Origin of the sequence: Streptomyces sp. NPDC092952, assembly GCF_044754785.1 — a bacterium.
Classification (GTDB): domain Bacteria; phylum Actinomycetota; class Actinomycetes; order Streptomycetales; family Streptomycetaceae; genus Streptomyces.
Genome location: NZ_JBIVPT010000002.1, coordinates 678,560 through 697,580 on the forward strand (window position 1 = coordinate 678,560; position 19,021 = coordinate 697,580).

Annotated in this window: 18 protein-coding genes; 4 read left to right on the forward strand and 14 right to left on the reverse strand. The window is 71.2% G+C overall.

Going from position 1 to position 19,021, the window contains the following annotated elements; genetic code table 11:
* Nucleotides 1–34 precede the first annotated feature (34 nt).
* From ACIQGQ_RS06880 to ACIQGQ_RS06910, 7 genes are all read right to left on the reverse strand, one after another.
* Nucleotides 35–832: an ABC transporter permease gene (locus tag ACIQGQ_RS06880; RefSeq protein WP_402391601.1), complete on the reverse strand. Its 798-nt coding sequence runs from the start codon at nucleotides 830–832 to the stop codon at nucleotides 35–37.
* Nucleotides 819–1,730, reverse strand: coding sequence for a 2-aminoethylphosphonate ABC transporter permease subunit (locus ACIQGQ_RS06885; RefSeq protein ID WP_402391604.1), 912 nt, complete (start codon nucleotides 1,728–1,730; stop codon nucleotides 819–821). Before ACIQGQ_RS06885 ends, ACIQGQ_RS06880 begins: the two co-directional genes overlap by 14 nt.
* Nucleotides 1,723–2,823 (reverse strand): ABC transporter ATP-binding protein, encoded by a 1,101-nt coding sequence (locus tag ACIQGQ_RS06890; RefSeq protein ID WP_402391607.1) that lies wholly within the window; start codon nucleotides 2,821–2,823, stop codon nucleotides 1,723–1,725. Before ACIQGQ_RS06890 ends, ACIQGQ_RS06885 begins: the two co-directional genes overlap by 8 nt.
* Entirely contained in the window at nucleotides 2,820–3,527 is a 708-nt protein-coding gene (locus tag ACIQGQ_RS06895) for a phosphonatase-like hydrolase (protein ID WP_402391609.1), read from the reverse strand. Before ACIQGQ_RS06895 ends, ACIQGQ_RS06890 begins: the two co-directional genes overlap by 4 nt.
* 4 nt (nucleotides 3,528–3,531) lie before the next feature.
* Complete coding sequence (locus tag ACIQGQ_RS06900) at nucleotides 3,532–4,656, reverse strand: TIGR03364 family FAD-dependent oxidoreductase (protein WP_402391611.1); 1,125 nt, start codon at nucleotides 4,654–4,656, stop codon at nucleotides 3,532–3,534.
* Nucleotides 4,657–4,791: 135 nt separating this feature from the next.
* Entirely contained in the window at nucleotides 4,792–5,562 is a 771-nt protein-coding gene (locus tag ACIQGQ_RS06905; protein WP_402391614.1) for a GntR family transcriptional regulator, read from the reverse strand.
* Between the two features lie 102 nt (nucleotides 5,563–5,664).
* Entirely contained in the window at nucleotides 5,665–6,873 is a 1,209-nt protein-coding gene (locus ACIQGQ_RS06910) for a hypothetical protein (RefSeq protein ID WP_402391616.1), read from the reverse strand.
* A gap of 223 nt (nucleotides 6,874–7,096) precedes the next feature.
* On the opposite strand from ACIQGQ_RS06910, the gene ACIQGQ_RS06915 reads away from it, so the two are divergent.
* Complete coding sequence (locus ACIQGQ_RS06915) at nucleotides 7,097–8,278, forward strand: Gfo/Idh/MocA family oxidoreductase (protein ID WP_402391618.1); 1,182 nt, start codon at nucleotides 7,097–7,099, stop codon at nucleotides 8,276–8,278.
* Between the two features lie 32 nt (nucleotides 8,279–8,310).
* Here ACIQGQ_RS06915 and ACIQGQ_RS06920 read toward each other — a convergent pair whose 3' ends face one another.
* The 6 genes from ACIQGQ_RS06920 to ACIQGQ_RS06945 all read right to left on the reverse strand — a co-directional run bounded on the left by ACIQGQ_RS06920 (nucleotide 8,311) and on the right by ACIQGQ_RS06945 (nucleotide 13,228).
* A complete protein-coding gene (locus tag ACIQGQ_RS06920; protein ID WP_402391620.1) occupies nucleotides 8,311–9,168 on the reverse strand; it encodes a fumarylacetoacetate hydrolase family protein in 858 nt (285 codons plus the stop codon).
* A 160-nt stretch (nucleotides 9,169–9,328) separates the two neighbouring features.
* Nucleotides 9,329–10,099 carry a YidC/Oxa1 family membrane protein insertase gene (locus ACIQGQ_RS06925; RefSeq protein WP_402391622.1) on the reverse strand — a complete coding sequence of 257 codons (771 nt, stop codon included), beginning with the start codon at nucleotides 10,097–10,099 and terminating at the stop codon, nucleotides 9,329–9,331.
* Nucleotides 10,100–10,243: 144 nt separating this feature from the next.
* On the reverse strand, nucleotides 10,244–10,576 hold the full coding sequence (locus ACIQGQ_RS06930) for a DUF6412 domain-containing protein (RefSeq protein ID WP_352273774.1): 333 nt from the start codon (nucleotides 10,574–10,576) through the stop codon (nucleotides 10,244–10,246).
* A 138-nt stretch (nucleotides 10,577–10,714) separates the two neighbouring features.
* Nucleotides 10,715–12,214 (reverse strand): sodium:solute symporter, encoded by a 1,500-nt coding sequence (locus ACIQGQ_RS06935; protein ID WP_402391625.1) that lies wholly within the window; start codon nucleotides 12,212–12,214, stop codon nucleotides 10,715–10,717.
* Nucleotides 12,211–12,369: a DUF3311 domain-containing protein gene (locus tag ACIQGQ_RS06940; RefSeq protein WP_093540511.1), complete on the reverse strand. Its 159-nt coding sequence runs from the start codon at nucleotides 12,367–12,369 to the stop codon at nucleotides 12,211–12,213. The genes ACIQGQ_RS06935 and ACIQGQ_RS06940 overlap by 4 nt, the downstream gene beginning before the upstream one ends.
* 55 nt (nucleotides 12,370–12,424) lie before the next feature.
* Complete coding sequence (locus tag ACIQGQ_RS06945; RefSeq protein WP_402391628.1) at nucleotides 12,425–13,228, reverse strand: class E sortase; 804 nt, start codon at nucleotides 13,226–13,228, stop codon at nucleotides 12,425–12,427.
* Nucleotides 13,229–13,306: 78 nt separating this feature from the next.
* Here ACIQGQ_RS06945 and ACIQGQ_RS06950 point away from each other — a divergent pair, with 78 nt between their 5' ends.
* From ACIQGQ_RS06950 to ACIQGQ_RS06960, 3 genes are all read left to right on the forward strand, one after another.
* Nucleotides 13,307–14,308 (forward strand): SEC-C metal-binding domain-containing protein, encoded by a 1,002-nt coding sequence (locus ACIQGQ_RS06950; RefSeq protein WP_402391630.1) that lies wholly within the window; start codon nucleotides 13,307–13,309, stop codon nucleotides 14,306–14,308.
* 141 nt (nucleotides 14,309–14,449) lie between these two features.
* Entirely contained in the window at nucleotides 14,450–14,956 is a 507-nt protein-coding gene (locus tag ACIQGQ_RS06955; protein WP_402391633.1) for a GNAT family N-acetyltransferase, read from the forward strand.
* Nucleotides 14,957–15,078: 122 nt separating this feature from the next.
* Complete coding sequence (locus ACIQGQ_RS06960) at nucleotides 15,079–18,141, forward strand: DUF3427 domain-containing protein (protein WP_402391635.1); 3,063 nt, start codon at nucleotides 15,079–15,081, stop codon at nucleotides 18,139–18,141.
* 109 nt (nucleotides 18,142–18,250) lie between these two features.
* Here the strand turns inward: ACIQGQ_RS06960 and ACIQGQ_RS06965 are convergent, their stop codons facing one another.
* Nucleotides 18,251–19,009: an LPXTG cell wall anchor domain-containing protein gene (locus ACIQGQ_RS06965; RefSeq protein ID WP_402391638.1), complete on the reverse strand. Its 759-nt coding sequence runs from the start codon at nucleotides 19,007–19,009 to the stop codon at nucleotides 18,251–18,253.
* Between the last annotated feature and the right edge of the window lie 12 nt (nucleotides 19,010–19,021).

Consider the following 19,021-nt stretch of genomic DNA (forward strand, 5'->3'; position numbering starts at 1 on the left):
TTGCGGGGGACGCCGGAGGACCGGCGGAAGCGGATCAGCGGTACGAGGCCCTGGTGCGGATGCGGGAGACTCCGAGCAGCACCAGCAGCGTCGTGCCCATCAGGACCACGGCGACGGCCGCTCCGGTGAACAGCGAGCCACGGTCGGTGGCCGCGAAGATCTGCACCGGGAGCGGTGTCCAGTCGGGCGGGTAGAGCATCATCGTGGCGCTCAACTCACCCATGGACAGCGCGAAGCAGAGCCCCGCCGCCGCCGTGAGCGACGGCAGCAGGAGCGGCAGCCTGATGCGCCACAGGACGTAACCGGGGCGGGCGCCGAGGCTGGCCGCCGCCTGTTCGTACATCGGGTCGAGACGCACTATTGCCGCCGAAACCGACGAATAGGCGAACGCCGTGACAAGAATGGTGTGCGCCAGGATCACGATCCAGCGCGTGCCGTTGAGGAGCATCGGCGGCTTGCTGAACGCGACGAGCACGGCCAGGCCGACGACCACCGACGGCACCGCCACCGGCAGCATGAACAGCGCGTCGAGGAACCGCTTGCCGCGCCTGCGCAGCGAGGCGGCGGCCAGCGCGGCCCAGGAGCCCACGGTCAAGGCCAGCAGGCTGGCGCTGACGGCGGTGATCAGGCTGGTGGTCAGGGCCTGGAGGGAGTCGCCCCCGGTGGCCGCCGCGTAGTGCTTGGTGGTCGGCCCGGAGGGGAAGGCGCCGGACCAGTTGGTGGTGAAGGACGCGGCGAGGACGACCAGCAGCGGCACCGCGAACAGCGGCACGAAGAGCAGGAAGAACACGGCCCAGCTGGCCCACTTCCCGCTACGGCTATGCACCAACACGGCGGCTCACCATCCGATACAGGCTGTAGAGGCCGACGGAGATCGCGATGTTGACGACGGCGACGACACAGGCCGCCGGGTAGTCGGACTCCAGGATCGCCTTGCTGTAGACGAGCATCGGCAGGGTCGTGACGCCCTTGGCGCCGGTGAAGAGCACGATGCCGAACTCGTTGAGGCACATCACCAGGACCAGGCTGCCGCCGGCGGCGAGCGCGGGCAGCGCCTCGGGGAGGATCACCCGCCGCACGATCCGGCCGGGCCCGGCCCCCAGCGAGGAGGCCACCTCCAGCTGCGCCGTGTCGAGTTGGGAGAACGCGGCGAGCAGCGGGCGCATCACGAACGGGGTGAAGTAGGTGATCTCGGCGAGCAGGACGCCCCACGGGGTGGTGAGGAAGTCGAAGGGACCGCTGGCCGCCCCGGTGACGTCCGTCCACAGTCCGTTGGCCATGCCGACGCTGCCGTAGATGAACAGCAGGGCGAGCGTGATCAGGAAGGACGGGAAGGAGAGGAAGACGTCGATGAACTTGGCGACGGCCCGGCCGCCGGGGAACGGCACGAACGAGATGATCATGGCCAGGACGAAGCCCAGCACCAGGCAGCCGACCGTGGCGCCGACCGCCAGCCAGACCGTGGTGGTCAGCGCCGAACGGAACGACTCGGAGGCGAAGACCTCGCCGTACGGGGCGAGCGAGGTGCCGCCCTCGTCGGGGCGGACGGACTGCTGGACGACCAGGGCCAGCGGGTAGAGGAAGACCACGGCGAGGACCGCGACGGGCGGCAGCGCCCAGACGAAGCGGGGTACGCGGCGGGGCTCGCGGGCCGGGGCCTGCGGCTCGCCGCCCGGTCCCGCTCCGTGCGTGTCCCTGGCCGCGGCGAGGGCCGGTGCCGCGCTAGCCATCGGCTCCTCCCCCGGTTCCCGGGGCCGCGCCGGCGGGCAGCAGCACCGCGTCCTCGGCCGCGAAGTGCAGGGTGACCCGGTCGCCGAGGGCGGGGGTCTCGCGGAGTTCCTTGACGTCGGCCTTGACGCGGTGGCCGTCGACGTCGACGTAGAGGCGGTGGGTGGAGCCGCGCCACTGGACCTCGGCGATCGTTCCGGCGAGCGCGTTGGGTCCCTCGCCGAGCCCGACCAGGTGGGGGCGGACGCAGAGGGTGGCAGTGGCGCCCCGGGCGGCCTCGCCGGTCGGTACGGAGAGGGCGCGCCCGGCGAAGCCGACGCTGTCGGCCGCCTCGGCGACGGTGACCGGCAGCAGGTTGGCGTTGCCGACGAAGGAGGCGGTGAACTCGGTGCGCGGGCGCCGGTAGAGGTCCTGCGGGGTGCCGCAGTCCTGGAGCCGCGCCTTGTCCATGACCGCGATCCGGTCGGCGAGGGTGAGCGCCTCGACCTGGTCGTGGGTGACGTACAGGATGGAGACGTCGGGCAACTCCCGGTGCAGCCGCGCCAGTTCGGCGAGCATTCCGGAGCGGAGCTGGGCGTCGAGGGCGGAGAGCGGTTCGTCGAGCAGCAGGACCCCGGGCCGGATGGCGAGCGCGCGGGCGATGGCGACGCGCTGCTGCTGGCCGCCGGAGAGCTCGCGCGGGAAGCGCGTGGCGTAGGTGGCCATGCCGACCATGTCGAGGGCCTCGGCGACGCGCTCGGGGATCTCGGACTTGGCGGCCTTGCGGGCCTTGAGCCCGAAGGCGACGTTGTCCTGGACCCGCATGTGCGGGAAGAGGGCGTACTGCTGGACGACCATGCCGATGCCGCGCTTGTGCGGCGGCAGGGCGGTGACATCGCGGTCGCCGAGGTAGACCCGGCCCGAGGCGGGCCGGACGAATCCGGCGACGGCGCGCAGGGCGGTGGTCTTGCCCGAGCCGGAGGGGCCGAGCAGGGCCATGACCTCGCCGGGTTCGACGGTCAGGTCGAGCCGGTCGAGGACGGTGTTGCCCCCGTACGCGACGCTGACCTGGTCGAACCTGATTCCGCTGCGGACGGACCGCTCTCCGCCGGTCATGCCTCGGCCCGCGCGATCAGGTCGGGCAGCTCGGCGACGGAACCGAGGACGTGCGTGGCGCCGTTGCGGCTCAGCTGGTCCTTGTCGTGGGCGCCGGTGAGCACCCCGGCGACGATCCCGGCACCGGAGCGGACCCCGCTGAGCATGTCGTACGAGGTGTCGCCGGCGACCACGATCTGCTGGACGCCGTCGACGGCGCCGGTGCGCAGGAAGGCGGCGAGCACCATGTCCGGGTAGGGGCGGCCGCGGCCGCCCGCGTCGGCCGGGCAGAGGGTCAGGTCGACCAGGTCCTGCCAGCCGAGCGCGGCCAGGATGGCGTCCTGGGTGACCCGGGCGAAGCCGGTGGACAGGACCACGGTGCGGCCCTCGTCCTTGAGCCGCTCGATGGCGTCGCGGGCGCCGGGGACCGGGGCGATCCTGCCCCCGTCGACCAGCTCGCCGTAGGCCGTCTCGAAGGCGGTGTTGGCCTGCTGGGCGCGCTGCTCGTCGCCGAAGAGGTGGCGGAAGACGGAGATCTTGGACTCGCCCATGGTGGCGCGTACGTAGTCCAGCTTCCCGGCGTGGTCGGCGGAGCCGGGTTCGACGCCGAGGCGCTCGGCGGCCACCGAGAACGCCTGCTCGACGAGCCCGCCGTCGGCGACGGTGGTGCCGGCCATGTCGAGCACGATCAGGTCGAGGGGGGTCTTGGGGTTCTGCGGGGTCATGTCGTCACCAGCCCAGTTCGTCGGCGGTCGTTTCGGCGATGGCGGGCGAGCAGGTCATGCCCCGGCCGCCCGGCCCGGTGACCAGCCAGACGCCGTCCCGCACCTGCTGGCGGTGGACGACCCGGCTGGTGTCGGTGCACTGGGCGTAGACCCCGGCCCACCGGTGGCGGATCCTCGGCAGCGGGCGGCCGAGGAAGGACTCGACGACCGCGGTGAGGTGCTCGTACGGCTCCTCGACGGTGTCGAAGGCGAAGGGGTGCTCGTACTCGTGGGTGTCGCCGATGGTCAGCCCGCCGTCGCGGCGCTGCACCATCAGCAGCTGCATCCGGTGCTCGGCGGCGGTGGGCGCCTGGGCCTGGCCGGCGTTGAGCGCGTCGAGCGCCTCGCCCCGGTACGCCGGGTAGTAGCGGAAGCTGTCGGGGTCGGCGACGGAGGTGGTGAGCGGCTCGCCCAGCGGGTCGGTCTGCATCATCTGGAGGCGGACGCGGCGCACCGGCAGGTCGGGACCGGCCAGTTCGCGGACGAGCCCGCCGAGCCAGGCGCCGGTGGCCAGGATCACCGCGTCGCCGGTGTGGACGTCGCCGTGGTCGTCGCGGACGGAGGCGGTGCCGACCACCTCGCGGACCTCGCGGCCGCCGAGGAAGGTGTACCGGCCCGACTTCAGCAGCTCCTGCTTCAGGACCCGCTGGGCGGTGCGCGGCTCGACCGCGGCGTCCCGCCCGCACCACAGGGCGGCGGCGAACTCGCCGCGCAGCGCGGGGTTGATCGCACGGGCCTCGTCGGCGGTCAGCAGCTTGTAGCCGCGTGCCTCCGCGTCGGGCCGGGCGACGGCCGCCTCGGCGACCGCGGTCTCCAGCCCGGTGCGGACCGGGGTGAGCGAGCCGCAGGCCCGGAAGCCGAGACCGGGGACCTGGGCCCCGATGGACTCCCAGAGCTCACGGGCGCGCAGCGCGGTCTCCAGCTCCTCGCCACCGGCCCGGCCGCTGACCCATATCTGTCCGAAATTGCGGAGCGATGCCCCGCGCGCCTCGCTCTCGCGCTCGATCTGTACGACCTCGTGGCCGCGGTTCACTGCGTGCCAGGCGTGCATGGTTCCCACCACGCCGGCTCCTACGACGATGACTCTCACGGCGGTTACGCTCCTCGGGGCGGGTGACCCGTTCGGATCCGTACGGCAACGGGACGGTGAACTGGGCCCCAAGCTTGGCCTAGACCCGTTACCTTTCCGTTATCGACCTGGGTGGGCGCACCGGGGAACGGTCGGTCAGCGGCCGTCCTGCGGGCCCAGGTGGGCGGTGAAGGAGAAGCGGTCGCCCCGGTAGAGGGTCCGTACGCGCTCCAGCGGCCGGCCGGCGGTGTCGCGCGATACGCGGTGGAGCAGCAGCATGGGCAGCGCGGGCGGGGTGCCGATGAGCAGCGCCTCGCGGGGCGTCGCGAGCACGGTCTCGATCCGCTCGTCGCCGTCGCCGAAGGAGATCCCGAGCCGGTCGCGGAGGTAGGCGTAGAAGGACGAGTCGGGGTCGAACTCCGTGTCCAGGTGCGGAATGCGGGCGACCGGGACGTACGTGCTCTCCAGGCCGACCCGGTCGTCGTCGGCGAGCAGCACCCGCTCCAGGTGCCAGACCGGCTCGCCCCGGGCCACCCCGATGTCCCCGGCCAGCGCCTCGGGGCAGGGGAACCGCTCCAGGCCGATGAGGGTACGGCCCGGGGTGCGGCCCTGGCGGCGCACGCCCTCGGTGTAACTCGCCAGCGAGAGCGGCTGTTCCAGCTTGGGGCCGGCCACGACGGTGCCCCGCCCCTGCCGGGCGAGCCGCCCCTCCAGCAGGAGTTCGCGCAGCGCCTGACGCACCGTCTCGCGCGAGACCTCGTGGCGCTCGGCGAGATCGCGCTCGGTGGGCAGCATGCCGCCCTCGCCCAACTCCCCGATGAGTACGGAGATACGGGCCTTGACCGCGTAGTACTTGGGAATGCGGCCGTGCTCCGGGATGCCGGAGCGGATGGGTGCGCCAGGTGCCTGGTCGTACGGGTAGTCCACCGGCCGATCGTGGCAGACCGACATGAACACCGGTGAACATCCGGGGACGTGCGGGCGATCGGGGAGTTGCGGGAGCGGTGCCGGGGTGTCCCCCCGGGGCCCTCAGGTCCTGTCGCGGCGCAGCCGCCGGGCCGTGACCACCATCGCGCCGCCGGCGATCAGCAGCCCGGTGGCGGCGAGGGCGGGGGCCGTGAGCGGGTCGGTGCCGGTCGCGGCGAGTCGGGGGAGGTCGGGGTCTTCCGCGTCGGGGGTGCCGGTATCGGCGTCGCCCGGGTCGGGATCGCCGGGGTCGGCGGCGGGCGGGGGTGTGCGGGGGCCGTCCGGTACGGATTCGGCGGTGCCGGGCTCGTCGGGTCCGGTCGTTTCCGTCGCCGCCGGGGGTTCCGCGGTCCCCCCGGTGTCCCGCTCGGTCCCGTCGCCGTTGTCGTCGACGACGGTGAAGGGGTAGTCGTCGGACTCGCCGATCCAGGCCCCGTCGTCCTTGCCCGCCGCTCGCTGCCGCTGGACGACGACGGCGTTGGCGGTGATCCGGCCGGGGCTGGTGTCGGAGGTGAACGCCATCCGGACCCGGACGGTGACGGTGCGGCCCGCCGGGACGGTGAAACCGGCGAAGGTGTCGCCCCCGGTACCGCCGAAGACCCCGATGTGCTCGTCCTGGTCGGTGGTCTCCCAGCTGACGCGGTGCTCCGTAGCGGGGCGGGCCTGCTCGGAGAACTGGAGCTGGATCTGGTCGGAGGTGAGGTTGCGGTCCGCGTCGGTGAGGACGAGCACGGGGTGGACGGCCCGGCAGGGTTCGGCGGTGGTGTTGGTCAGGTCCAGGAACCAGGTGCCGTACCCGCCGCCGGAGGAGTAGGTGTCCGGGCCGCCGTGGATGCGGGTGGTGAGGGGGAAGTCCTTCGCCGCCGGGTCCCCGCAGGCCGCCGGGGGCCCGGGGGTGGGGACGGCGCCCGGTCCCGGGGCCGGGTCGGGGGCCGGGGCCGGGGCGGCGGAGGGGCCGGGCGCGGAGGAGGTGGAGCGGGCGGCCGAGGCGGGCGCGACGGACGTGCCGCCGAGGACGACCGCCGGGACGACGCTCGCCACGGCCAGCCCGAGCGCGAACCCGTGCCTCGTCCGCCCGGGAGGCGCCGGGTGCGGGGGCGAGGGAGGGTGCGCGGGGGCGGCGATCACCGGGATGGACGCGGCCGTGGTCACCGGTACGGAGGTGGGGGCGGCGGTCGCGTACGGCGCGAGGCGCGGCGGGGCGGGGTGCGTGTTCGGGGGCGCGGCGGGCGGCGTACCGGCGGGTTTCTCGGGGGGCGGGGTGGGGGCCATCGGGGGTCCTTCGCTGGGCGCGGAACGGTCGGCTCACCCCGTGCGCCGGAGTTCACCGGGTCCGGCCGACGCTGCCACCCGCGCGCGCGAAGGGCGGTTCCGACATGCCGCCCGTACGCCGATTGCCCGCCGTGCGTACGCCGATCGCGTGCCGCTCGCACTCCGCTCGTGCCCCGCTCGTACCCCGCTTGTACAAGGGAGGGCCTGTTGCTTGAGTGGCGGCATGAGCGCCCACGCGAGTAGCGGCGAGACCGCCGACGCCCCCCGCCAGCACCCCGGACCGCCCGACGCCCCGCTGCGCGTCGGACTCGTCGGCTACGGCCTGGCGGGGTCCGTCTTCCACGCCCCGCTGATCGCCGCGACCGACGGCCTCGTCCTCGACACCGTCGTCACCCGCAACGAGGAGCGCCGGGCGGCGGCCCGCGCCGAGCATCCCGGGGTGCGGTTCGCCGCCTCGCCGCAGGAGCTGTGGGAGCGCGCGGGCACCCCCGAGGCCCCCGATCTGATCGTGATCGCCTCGCCGAACCGGACCCACGTCCCGATCGCGACGGCCGCCCTGGAGGCCGGGCTGCCGGTCGTGGTGGACAAGCCGATCGCCGGGACGGCGGCCGGGGCGCGGGGGCTCGCGGCCCTGGCGGACGAGCGCGGGCTGCTGCTCTCGGTCTTCCAGAACCGCCGCTGGGACAACGACTTCCGCACCCTCGCCGGACTGCTCGCGGACGGGGCGCTGGGCGAGGTGCAGCGCTTCGAGTCCCGTTTCGAACGGTGGCGCCCCCGGCCCAAGGGCGGCTGGCGCGAGTCGGGCGATCCCGAGGAGATCGGAGGGCTGCTGTACGACCTGGGCAGCCATGTCGTCGACCAGGCGCTCACCCTGTTCGGGCCGGCCGTGCTGGTGTACGCGGAGGCCGATGTGCGCCGCCCCGGGGCCGCCGCCGACGACGACACCTTTCTCGCGCTCACCCATGCGGACGGGGTCCGCTCGCACCTGTACGTGAGCGCCACGACGGCCCAGCTCGGCCCGCGCTTCCGGGTCCTCGGCCAACGCGCCGGGTACGTGAAGTACGGCCTCGACCCGCAGGAGGCCGACCTGCGCGCCGGCCTGCGCCCGGCACCGGGCCGCCCCTGGGGCGAGGAGCCCGAGGAGCTGTGGGGCCGGATCGGCTCGGGCGAGTCCCCGGCCACCGGCGGCGGCACCCCGGTCCGCACCCTGCCGGGCGACTATCCGGCGTACTACGCGGCCGTGGCCGACGCGCTCCGCGGCCGCGGCCCGAACCCGGTGACCGCCCTCCAGGCCGCGGCGGCGCTGGACGTCCTGGAGGCCGCCCGCCGGTCGGCCCGCGAGGGCGTGGCCGTACGTCTGCCGCACGCCACACCCCCGCACGCCTCCGATCTTTCCGGCGTCTGAGTCGTGGTGCCGGGGGCGCGCGCCCCCGGCGCCTACGCGTCCTTCAGCTGCTGGCGCTGCCGTCCGAGTCCGACGATCTCCAGTTCCACCACGTCCCCGGCCCGCAGGTACGGCTTGGGCTCGGGCTGCCCGAGCGCGACGCCGGCCGGGGTACCGGTGTTGATCACGTCGCCCGGGTACAGCGTCATGAAGTGGCTCAGGTAGCGGACCACCTCGCCCACCGGGAAGATCTGGTCGGCGGTGGTGCCGTCCTGCTTCAGCTCGCCGTTGACCCAGAGCTTCAGCGACAGCGCCTGCGGGTCGGGGACCTCGTCCGCCGTCACCAGCCACGGGCCCAGCGGGTTGAACGTCTCGCAGTTCTTGCCCTTGTCCCAGGTGCCGCCGCGCTCGATCTGGAACTCGCGCTCGGAGACGTCGTGCGCGGTCGCGTACCCGGCGACGTGCGCGAGCCCCTCCTCGGCGGACTCCAGGTACCGGGCCGTGCGCCCGATGACGACCGCCAGCTCGACCTCCCAGTCGGTCTTCACGCTGTTGCGCGGCACCAGCACCGTGTCCTCGGGTCCGACGACGGTGTCCGGTGCCTTGAAGAACAGGATCGGCTCGGTGGGAATGTCCGCACCGGTCTCGGTGGCGTGGTCGTGGTAGTTCAGCCCGATGCACAGGATCTTGCCGATCCCGGTGAGCGGCGGCCCGGTCCGCAGCCCCTCGGCGTCGAGCTCGGGCAGGTCACCGGCGGCCGCCGCGGCCCGTACCCGGGCGAGCGCCGACTCGTCGGCGAGCAGGGCGCCGTCGATGTCGGTGACCAGCCCCGACAGGTCGCGCAGGGTTCCGTTCCCGTCCAGCAGCGCCGGTCGTTCCGCCCCTGCCGTACCCACACGAAGCAGCTTCAACTCTCTGTCTCCCCTTGGTCGAGATCGGGCCCGTCGGATGGGTGGCGGCCATCGCAGGCTTGTCCGATCGTCCAAGACATCCGATCACTCCACAAGACCCTGTTCACCACCTGGACCGGGGCGGCCGCCGTCCCGGTGGCCCCGTACGCGTCCCGCCCGCTCACACCGGGCTGGCCACGGCGGCCCCGGCGGCCGGCATGTCGCGGTAGAGGACGGCCCGCTCGACCGCGGTCCAGGTGGTGCTGGTGACGACGTACAGCGCGGCGGCGAGCGGTACGACGGCCACGGTGACGAGGGTGAAGAACGACATCAGCGGCATCAGCTTGGTCATCGCGCCCATGCCGGGCACCGGCTGCCCGTCCGGGCCGGCGGCCGGGGTGACGGGGTTGGCGGCCAGCTGCCGCTTCGTCCGCCGGAAGTTGAACGTGGCCACGGCGGCGACCACCGCGAAGAGCGCGAGGTAGACCAGCCCCTGCGTCCCGAACGGCCCGCCGTGCGCGAGCGCGTCGTGCCAGCGCGCGCCGAGCGGGGCGCCGAGGAGCTGGTGGCCGAGGAGTTCGTTGGGGGCGTCGCCGATGCGGTGGCTGGAGAAGAGGTGGTAGAGCAGGAAGAAGGCGGGCATCTGGAGCAGGCTGGGCAGGCAGCCGGAGAGCGGCGAGACCTTCTCCTCGCGGTGCAGCTCCATCATCGCCTTCTGGAGCCGTTCGGGGTTCTTTCCGTGCTTCCTGCGCAGTTCCGCGATCTTCGGCTGGAGTCTGGTGCGGGCCTTCTGCCCCCGCGCCGCGGCCCGCGACAGGGGGTGCACGGCAAGCCGTACGAGTGCGGTGAACAGCACGATCGCGGCGGCGGTGGAGGCGGTCTGGAAGAGCGGGTGCAGCGCGTCGGCCAGCGCGCCGACCAGGGCCGCGAACGCGGACATGAAGACGGACATGGGTGAGCCCTCCGGGGGTCTCGTCGTGCCGGGAGAAGTACGGGATCGGCATGACGGACCGCGCGACGGGGCGGCGAACGGCGCCTGCTCCGGCCGGTGTCCGAATGGAACCGGAACGGCCGGGCCGGCGGCGGGATCGAGCCTCTACGCGGTCGTCGGGAGGGCGTGTCCGGGGGCTCGGGGGCGTCTGCGCCCCTTGGCGTCGGGGTCGCGCTGGGGAAGGAACGCGGTGCGTTTCTCCCGGTCGCGGATGGCGGTGCGGATCCGGGTGCGGGGCACCGGGGGCGCGCAGCGGGCGCTGATGAGCGAGGCGACGGCGAGCGCGGAACCGGCGGCCGCGGTGGCGGCCAGCGCGACCGCGGCGGAGAGGCTGCCGCCCTCGGCGAGCAGCACCTCGGTGAGGAGGAAAAGCAGCAGACCGGCGGGGCGGAGCAGCCGGGCGAGACCACCGCGCAGACGGTTCATGTCACCGTTCATCGGTCCCTCCCCCTCTTCCCTCCGGCCGGACGCGTCGTCCGGTGCTCTCCAGCCGTTATACACGACCGGCCGGAACGACCGGCTTACGAGGCGGGCCCGCGGGCCCGCCACACCGGCCCGCCACGTGGGCCCCGGCCCTCACCCCGCCGCCACGGGAGGACGGACCTCGTCCCGCGCCAGCACCTCCTCGTCCGGCCGGTCGTCGCGCTCGCGCGGCCCCGCGTACGTCACGGCGAGCGCGACGGCGAGGTTGGCGGCGAGCGCCACGATCCCCGCGTTCACCCCCCACACCGGATCGTGCTCCGTGAACACGAACCCGCACACCAGGGCCACGCCGACGGCCAGCCCGCTCAACGCCCCCCATAGGGTCAGCCGCCGCCACACCAGCCCCAGCAGCACCATCGGCAGCAGCTGCGCCATCGCCTCGTACGAGATGAGGGAGAGCCGGACCAGGGTGTTCGGCGCGGTGTACGTGAGCAGCAGCGCGAGGCTCCCCGCGACCACCACGACGGTCTGCGCGGCCCCCTTCTGCCGCCGTTCCAGGCGCGGTACGAGCGAGACCACGCTGCGCCCCCACATGGTGCCGATGACCAGCATGAAGACGGCCATCGGCACGATCGAGGAGAGCGCTGCGGCCACCCCGATGACCCCGACCGCCCAGGCCGGCAGCGAGTCCACCACCAGCTTGAAGAGCGCCAGGTTGGACTCGGCGCCCACCAGCCCCGGCACGACGAAGAGCGCCGCCATGCCGAGCAGCATCGGCACGAACAGCAGCACGTTGTACGCGGGCAGCAGCATGGCGTTGCGGCGCAGCACGTCGGCGTTCTTCGCGCCGAGGTAGCCGGCGACGGTGGTCGGGAAGATGACCACGGTGAGCGAGTTGAGGAACGAGGTGGTGATGAACCACGCCTGGCCGAGCCCGCTGTCCCCGTGCCCGGGGAAGGTCAGCCACTCGCTCTTCTCGGTGACGAGCCGGTCGAGGAAGGGCCCGTACCCGCCGAAGTAGTGCGACGGCACGTAGAACGCGAGGAAGCCGAGGGTGGCGATGACCAGCACGTCCTTGAGTACCGAGACCCAGGCACTGCCCCGCAGCCCGCTCACCACGACGAAGCCGGTGGTGACGGCGAAGGCGATGAAGTAGGCCCAGTCCAGGCTGATGGATCCGTAGGAGATCGTCGAGACGACCACGCCCATGCCGGTGATCTGGAGCTGGATGTACGGGAGCAGGAAGACGGTGACGAGCACGGCGAGGAACGCGCCCAGCCAGGGCCGCCCGAAGCGGTGCGCCACCATGTCGGTGATCCCGACGAGCCCGTGCTCGCGCGCGTACGCCCAGAGCATGGGGCCGACGACGTAGCCGACCGCGTAACCGCATGACATGTACGCGACGACGTACAGCACCGGGGTCCCGTAGTTGTAGCCCCAGCCCGCGGCGCCCAGGTAGCTGAAGCTGGTGTAGCCCTCGCCGGCCATCAGCACCCAGATGAACACCGTGCCGAGGCTGCGCCCGCCGACGGACCACTCGGCGAGCCCGCCGCCCTCGCCGCCCTTCCGCCGCCCGCGCGCGGCGAGCAGCCCGAGGGCGACGGTAACGACCATGAAGGCGCCGAAGACGGAGGTCGCGACCGTGGCGTTCACCGGCGGTCCCCCCGTCGGGTCAGCCATACGGCGACGGGGGTCAGCAGGGTCGCCCCGAGCAGCCACACGAAGAGGAAAGGCAGCCCGAGAACCACCGGGTGGACCCGGTTCACGAGCGGCAGCACCCCCAGGTACAGCACGTAGGGGACCAGCAACCACAACAACTGCGGACGTCGTCTGAGCACGTCAGGGAACCTTAGGCCCTCCGCGTCACCGCGACCGGGCTTCCACCAGTTTTCCCCAGACGACGAGCCGGTACCGGGAGGTGAATTCGGGCGTACAGGTCGTGAGCGTCAGATAGGTACCGGCCCGGTGGTACCCGGGGTACGGGGCCAGGTTGCTGCGCGGAACGGCCGCGACGACCCCGCCGTCGCGCGGGCTGGTGCGCGCCAGCGTCCGGTCGACGGTGTACGTGTACACGGTGTCCCGGGTCTCGACGGCGATGCGGTCGCCGCGCCGCAGCCGGTTGATGTACCGGAAGGGCTCGCCGTGCGTGTTGCGGTGCCCGGCGAGGGCGAAGTTCCCGGGGCGGCCGGGCTGCGCGGTGCCCGGGTAGTGCCCGACGTACCCCTTGTCGAGGACGCCCCGCTTGTCGACGCCCTGGGCCACGGGGGCGACGAGCCCGAGCCGCGGGATGCGGATGACGGCGTACGCCTGGTCGCCACGCGGCTCCGTACGCCCACCGGACCCGCCGCCGCCGGCGGCCCCGGGCCTGCCCCCGCCCGCGCGCCCGTCCCCGCTCCCGGCCGCCTTCCCGCCCCCGTTCCCGTCTCCGTCCCCGTCCGTGTCCGCCCGCTCCACCGCCCACTCCCGCTGGAGCGAGCGCACCTCGTCCCCGGCCCCGGCACGGGCCTGCCGGTTGGTCCACCACAGCTGATGAACAACGAGCAACAACAGGACGACGCCGAGGGTCACCACCAGCTCCGCCCCGGCCCAGAGCCCGCGCGCGACGGCCCTGCGCCCGCGCGCGCTCCGCTGTGTCACCACCGGTATCCGCTCCCGCACGGCCCGCACGATAGGCCCCCGGCCCGTAACTCTCCAGGGTCCGAACGACCCTCCGCCCACGACCCGCACGGCAGTACGGTGTGGTCCATGCGCCCCGACACGCCTGCCGCCCACACCGCCGAAGCCGAGCGCCTGCTGCGCGCCGCGGCGCGGTACCCCGAGGACCGTGAGCCACTGCTCATCCAGGCCGCGGCCCATCTGGAACTCGCCGGCGACCGCGCCCGCGCCACCACCCTCTACGACGACCTCCTCGCCTCCCCCGACCTCGTCCGGCCCCACCTGGTCAAGGCCCTCAACGCGGCCAACCTGTGGGAGTACGGCCACGAGGCGGAGGCCCGCGCGATCATCGAGGGCGTCCGCACCGCGGCCCCCCTCGACCCCGGCCCCTGGGAGATCGCGGCCCTCACCTTCGAGGCCCACGACGAGCTGGAGTCCGCCCACGACTTCTTCTCCGCCGCGCTGACCCTGCTCCTGACCCCCGGCGAGGAAGTCCCGTACGCCACCCGGTCCCTGCTCTTCGGCCGCCACCGGGTCCGCAGGCTGATGGGCACCGGCCACGACGCCTGGGACGAGCTGGCCGACACCCTCCACACCGCGTCCGTCCCCCTGGACGAACTCCACGACCCCAAGCGCCTGTGGTCCCTGGGCTCGTCCGACCCGGCCGAGCTGAAGGCCGAGATCACCCGCCTGCGCGCCGAGTTGGGCACGTACCGCGACGCCCTGTCCCGGCCCTTCCCGGTCGCGGTGCTGCACTGGCCCGAGGCCGAACTCACCGAACTGCTCGCCGGCTACCCGGAGCTGCGCGGCGAGTACCCCTCGCACACCGAGCACCTGGCCCGCCTGGAGTCCGCCCTGCGCGACCTCCACCAGGCCGGCACCCCGAACCTCGGCATCGTGACCGGCACGGTCCCGTCGTACGAGGCGTTCGCCGCCTCGGAGGCCACGTCCCCGTCCGACCCGGACCTCCTCCCCCAGTACGCCACCACCCTCGCCGCCCGCGGCCGCGCCGTCCCCTGGCCCCCGGCCCGCACCGCCCCCTGCTGGTGCGGCTCCGGCCGCACGTACCGGGAGTGCCACGGCGCGGACTGACACCCCCTTGCGGGGGGGGGGGGGGGGGCCCCCCCCCCCCCGGGGCGCCCCCCCCCCCCCCCCCCCCCCCCCCCCCCCCCCCCCCCCCCCGCCACGACAAAACACATCGGCCGCACGCCCTCCGGTCCGTAGGGTGACGCCATGCCCGAACTCCAGCGCCTCCGCCCCGACCACGCGCCGGCCCTGCTCGCCTTCGAGCGGGAGAACCGCGCGTTCTTCGCCGCGTCCGTCCCGGACCGGGGCGACGCCTACTTCACCGACTTCGACGCCCGCCACGCCGCCCTCCTGGCCGAGCAGTCCGCCGGCATCAGCCACTTCCACGTGCTGATCGACCCCGACGGCGAGGTGCTGGGCCGCTTCAACCTGATGGACGCCGTGGACGGCACCGCCGAACTGGGCTTCCGCATGGCCGAGAAGGCCACCAACCGCGGCCTGGCCACCGCCACCGTCCACCACCTGTGCACCCTGGCGGCCACCGACTACGCCCTCCCCACCCTCCGGGCCAGAGCCGCCGTCACCAACACCCCCTCCCGCACCGTCCTCACCCGCACCGGCTTCACCCCCACCGGCGAAACCCTCCACCTCGACGGCCGGCCCGCCCTCGCCTATGTACGCAGGGCAGGGCAGGGAACCGTCAGTCCTGCTTGATACAACTGCATACCCAATGTTGGGATGAGGGGGGATCGGTCGTGCCTCACGACTCTGCAGATGCCACAGCTCCTGTTGCCGGGCTCTACGAAACGCTGATTACTCGACGTCTCGAAGACCGCATGAAGCAGTTCGACGCTGCAGGATGGCGTTCCATTGAAGAAGCGGTCGGGCACGAATCCGCCCCGCACGTACTAACACGCCACATCGCAAGCGTCGTACGTAGAGTGCTACAAGGTCTCTCGCCCGCGGAGCAGGTCCTCGCCGCCAACCACATCCTGGACTCGCTCAGCACGATCAAAGGCGCTGCCGAGTGGGTTGACCTCGTCATCGACGGCCCCCGCCAGTTGCTTGCAGTGGCCGAGCAAGAAGCACCCGGCGTATACGCGATCCGCCCGGCTACCCCGCTCTCCGAGACGGCTCTCCTCACCAACTCCCCCGAGGACCCCAGCCTGGGCTTCGAGTTGCGAGCCGAGTTGGCCACGGCAGACCGCGTAGACCTGCTCTGCGCCTTCGTCAAATGGCACGGGCTGCGTGTGCTGGAGCAAGCACTCACATCTGCACACGAGCGCGGCGTTCCCATTCGCGTGCTGACAACCACATACATCGGAGCCACCGAGCGTCGCGCCCTTGACCGTCTGGTCCGCGATTTCGGCGCTGAAGTGCGGGTGAATTATGAACTCCGGTCCACGCGCCTCCATGCCAAGGCTTGGCTTTTCCGCCGCGACAGCGGATTCGACACGGCATACGTGGGTAGTTCAAATCTCTCCAAGGCTGCTTTGCTCGATGGCCTCGAATGGAATGTGCGGCTTTCCTCGGTCGCTACACCTGCTGTCATCCGAAAGTTCGAGGCAACATTCGACACATACTGGAGCGATCGATCTTTTGAGCTCTACGACCCCCACACTGATGCCTCACGACTGGACGAGGCTCTGGCACAAGCTGGCGGATCCAGCAGGGGTAGCCAGCCCGTCATCACGCTCTCTGGGCTTGAAGTCCGCCCGTACCCTCACCAACGCGACATGCTTGAGCGCCTCGAAGTAGAGCGCATCGTCCACGGCCGGCACCGCAATCTCCTGGTTGCGGCGACCGGCACGGGGAAGACCGTCATGGCCGCCTTGGATTTCAAGCGTCTTCGGCAGACTTTGGGCCGCGATCCACGCCTGCTCTTCGTTGCCCATCGCAAGGAAATTCTGGAACAATCACTGCGGGTCTACCAAAATGTTTTGGTAGATGCAAACTTCGGAGAGCTTTTCGTCGGAGGAGAGATCCCAGAGAACTGGACACATGTCTTCGGTAGCGTTCAGTCCCTCAGTAGCTCGCGGGCGCTAGACCGACTGAATCCCGATCACTTCGATGTCATCGTGATTGACGAGTTTCATCACGGCACTTCCCCGACCTATCGAAAAATATTGAACCACTTTGAACCGCAAGAGCTTCTCGGCCTGACCGCAACTCCAGAGCGCATGGATGGACTAAACATCCAGGACGAGTTCTTCGACGGCCGGATCGCAGCAGAAATGCGCCTTTGGGAAGCCCTAGAGAACGACCTACTCAGCCCGTTTCATTACTTTGGCGTCACCGACAATACCGATATGAGCGCCATCGCTTGGAAGCGTGGCTCATACGACTCGGCTGACCTCAGTAACCTCTTCACTGGAAACACTGCTCGGGCCAGACTCGTCGTACAAGCCGTGCGAGACAAGGTCATGAACCCAGGCTCGATGCGCGCCTTGGGGTTCTGTGTATCGATCGCACACTCCAACTTCATGGCCGACTTCTTCCGCCAAGCCGGTCTCAACGCCGTCGCCCTGTCGGGTGAGACCCCACGCGACGAACGCAAGAATGCCCTGGAGAAACTCAGGGCCGGAGAGATCCAGGTTATTTTCTCCGTCGACCTGTTCAACGAAGGACTCGACATCCCGGATGTCGACACGCTCCTCCTCCTTCGCCCGACGTCGAGCGCCACGGTATTCCTTCAGCAACTAGGGCGCGGGCTGCGGAGAACAGAAGGCAAGCCCGTCCTCACTGTCCTGGACTTCATCGGTCAACACCGCAAAGAATTCCGCTTCGAGGAACAGTTCCGAGCGCTCACCAACCTCACACGCAACCGTCTACTCACTAACGTTGAGCAAGATTTTCCGCAGTTGCCTTCTGGTTGCCAAATCATCCTTGAGTCAAAGGCCAAGGACCTCATCATCCAGAACATCCGAAGCCAGATCAGCGTGAACGTGACCCATCTCGCTCGCGAGGTCGCAGAGTACGCCGAGCCGCAAATCGACAAGTATCTCCGGGAGAGTCGTCGCGAACTCAAGGAGCTTTATCGCGGCAACGGCAACTCATGGACTGGCCTACTCCGCAGAGCGAAGCTCCTTCCTGAATCCGGCCCGGATGGAGAGTCATCACTTCTCAAGCGCATTCCATCCTTCCTGCACGTTGATGATCCCCTCCGCGTCGCCACGTATACCAGGATGCTCACCGACGACGCCCCCGAGTACGACTCTCTCAGCGCACAAGATCAAGCTCTCGCTCGCATGCTTTTCTTCTCGCTATGGCCACTGGGCGGAGGTTTTAGCAGCTACCAGGAAGGCTTCGACACTCTTCGGCGACAACACGACTTCCGCAGCGAACTCCGCCAGGTCCTCGCGCACGCACTGGACCAAGCCGACCACGTCCCCGTCCCGCTTCTCGGCGTACACACAAGCGCACCACTGTCTGTCCATGCCTCGTACAGTCGCGAAGAGATCCTCCCCGCCCTCGGGCAGTCCCATATCGGCGGCTTCATGCCTGGACACTTCCGCGAGGGCGTGAAGTGGTGCGAGAGCATCCAGACTGACGCATTGCTCATCACCCTCGAAAAGGACGAGAAGGACTTCTCCCCGGAGACTCGTTACAAGGACTACGCGCGCAACGAGTATCTGTTCCACTGGGAATCCCAGAACCAGACCTCAGAAACCTCACCCACCGGCGTTCGCTACCAGACCCACAAGGAGAAGGGCTCCAACGTCCTCCTCTTCGTCCGCCGCTACAAGAAGACAGACATCAACGGGGCTCAACCCTGGATGCTCCTCGGCCCCGCCGATTACGTCGAGCACAAGGGCAGCAAGCCCATGGGCATTGTTTGGAAGCTCCACCACGAGATGCCAGCCGACGTGTGGACCTACTCGACAATTGCAGCCGGCTGACTGACCGCTCCGCTCCACTCCTCCTTACCGCCTCACCTCCTGCACAAGACACTGCCCCCGCACTCCACGGTGTGGAGCGCGGGGGCAGCGGGGCCGGTGTTGAGGCCGGTCAGTGCTGGGCGGCCTTGCGGCGGCGGAGGGCCAGGTAGGCGCCGGCGGCCACGAGGGCGGCGGCGGCTGCGGAGAGCAGGGCCACCGGGGCGCCCGTGCCGGTCTCGGCGAGGTCGCCCTCGGCGTGGTCGTCGGAGGTCGGCTCGGCCGCCGCCGGGGACGAGGTCGAGGCGGACGGGGTGGCGTCCGCGGGGGCGGACGAGCCCGGGGTCCCGGTCGGCGTCGCCGGCGTGGAGGTGTCGGTGCCGGGGGTGGACCCGGAGGGCGTCGGCTTCTCGCCGGGCTTCTCCTCACCCGGCTTCTCCTCGCCGGGCTTCTCCTCGCCGGGCTTCTCCTCGCCCGGCTTCTCGCCGCTGCAGTCGGTCCAGAAGACCTTCTGCTTGGCCTTGCCGTGCTCGCCGTCGAAGTTCCAGTACAGCTTGTAGTGGCCGTCGGGCAGCGTCTGGTCCGGCGTCCGGCCGTGGCCGTCGGCGTCGAGCTTCAGCGAACCGGACTTCACGATCTCGCCCTTGACGGCGGCGGTCGGGGCCCAGGCGGCGATGCGCCAGTCGACGTTCTGGCCACCGTCGAACCCGAAGGCGTCGAGGTAGAACGTGCAGACGTGCGGCTCGTTCTTACGGAGTTCCTCGCCGGTCTTGGCGTCGTGAATCTTCACGGTGCCGTTGTCGCCGGGAGGGTTGGCGTGGGCGGCAGGGGCGAAAATCATCGCTGCGGCTACGGCAGCGGTGAGTGTGCCTGCGGAAGCAAGTGGGCGCATGAACAATCCAAC

What these genes read in the sequence shown, in the direction of transcription:
- ACIQGQ_RS06925 (WP_402391622.1), bottom strand. Translation starts at nt 10,099, where the DNA reads ATGTCCGTCTTCATGTCCGCGTTCGCGGCCCTGGTCGGCGCGCTGGCC.
- ACIQGQ_RS06965 (WP_402391638.1), bottom strand. Translation starts at nt 19,009, where the DNA reads ATGCGCCCACTTGCTTCCGCAGGCACACTCACCGCTGCCGTAGCCGCA.
- ACIQGQ_RS06955 (WP_402391633.1), top strand. Translation starts at nt 14,450, where the DNA reads ATGCCCGAACTCCAGCGCCTCCGCCCCGACCACGCGCCGGCCCTGCTC.
- ACIQGQ_RS06895 (WP_402391609.1), bottom strand. Translation starts at nt 3,527, where the DNA reads ATGACCCCGCAGAACCCCAAGACCCCCCTCGACCTGATCGTGCTCGAC.
- ACIQGQ_RS06885 (WP_402391604.1), bottom strand. Translation starts at nt 1,730, where the DNA reads ATGGCTAGCGCGGCACCGGCCCTCGCCGCGGCCAGGGACACGCACGGA.
- ACIQGQ_RS06890 (WP_402391607.1), bottom strand. Translation starts at nt 2,823, where the DNA reads ATGACCGGCGGAGAGCGGTCCGTCCGCAGCGGAATCAGGTTCGACCAG.
- ACIQGQ_RS06915 (WP_402391618.1), top strand. Translation starts at nt 7,097, where the DNA reads ATGAGCGCCCACGCGAGTAGCGGCGAGACCGCCGACGCCCCCCGCCAG.
- ACIQGQ_RS06910 (WP_402391616.1), bottom strand. Translation starts at nt 6,873, where the DNA reads ATGGCCCCCACCCCGCCCCCCGAGAAACCCGCCGGTACGCCGCCCGCC.
- ACIQGQ_RS06950 (WP_402391630.1), top strand. Translation starts at nt 13,307, where the DNA reads ATGCGCCCCGACACGCCTGCCGCCCACACCGCCGAAGCCGAGCGCCTG.
- ACIQGQ_RS06930 (WP_352273774.1), bottom strand. Translation starts at nt 10,576, where the DNA reads ATGAACGGTGACATGAACCGTCTGCGCGGTGGTCTCGCCCGGCTGCTC.
- ACIQGQ_RS06960 (WP_402391635.1), top strand. Translation starts at nt 15,079, where the DNA reads ATGAAGCAGTTCGACGCTGCAGGATGGCGTTCCATTGAAGAAGCGGTC.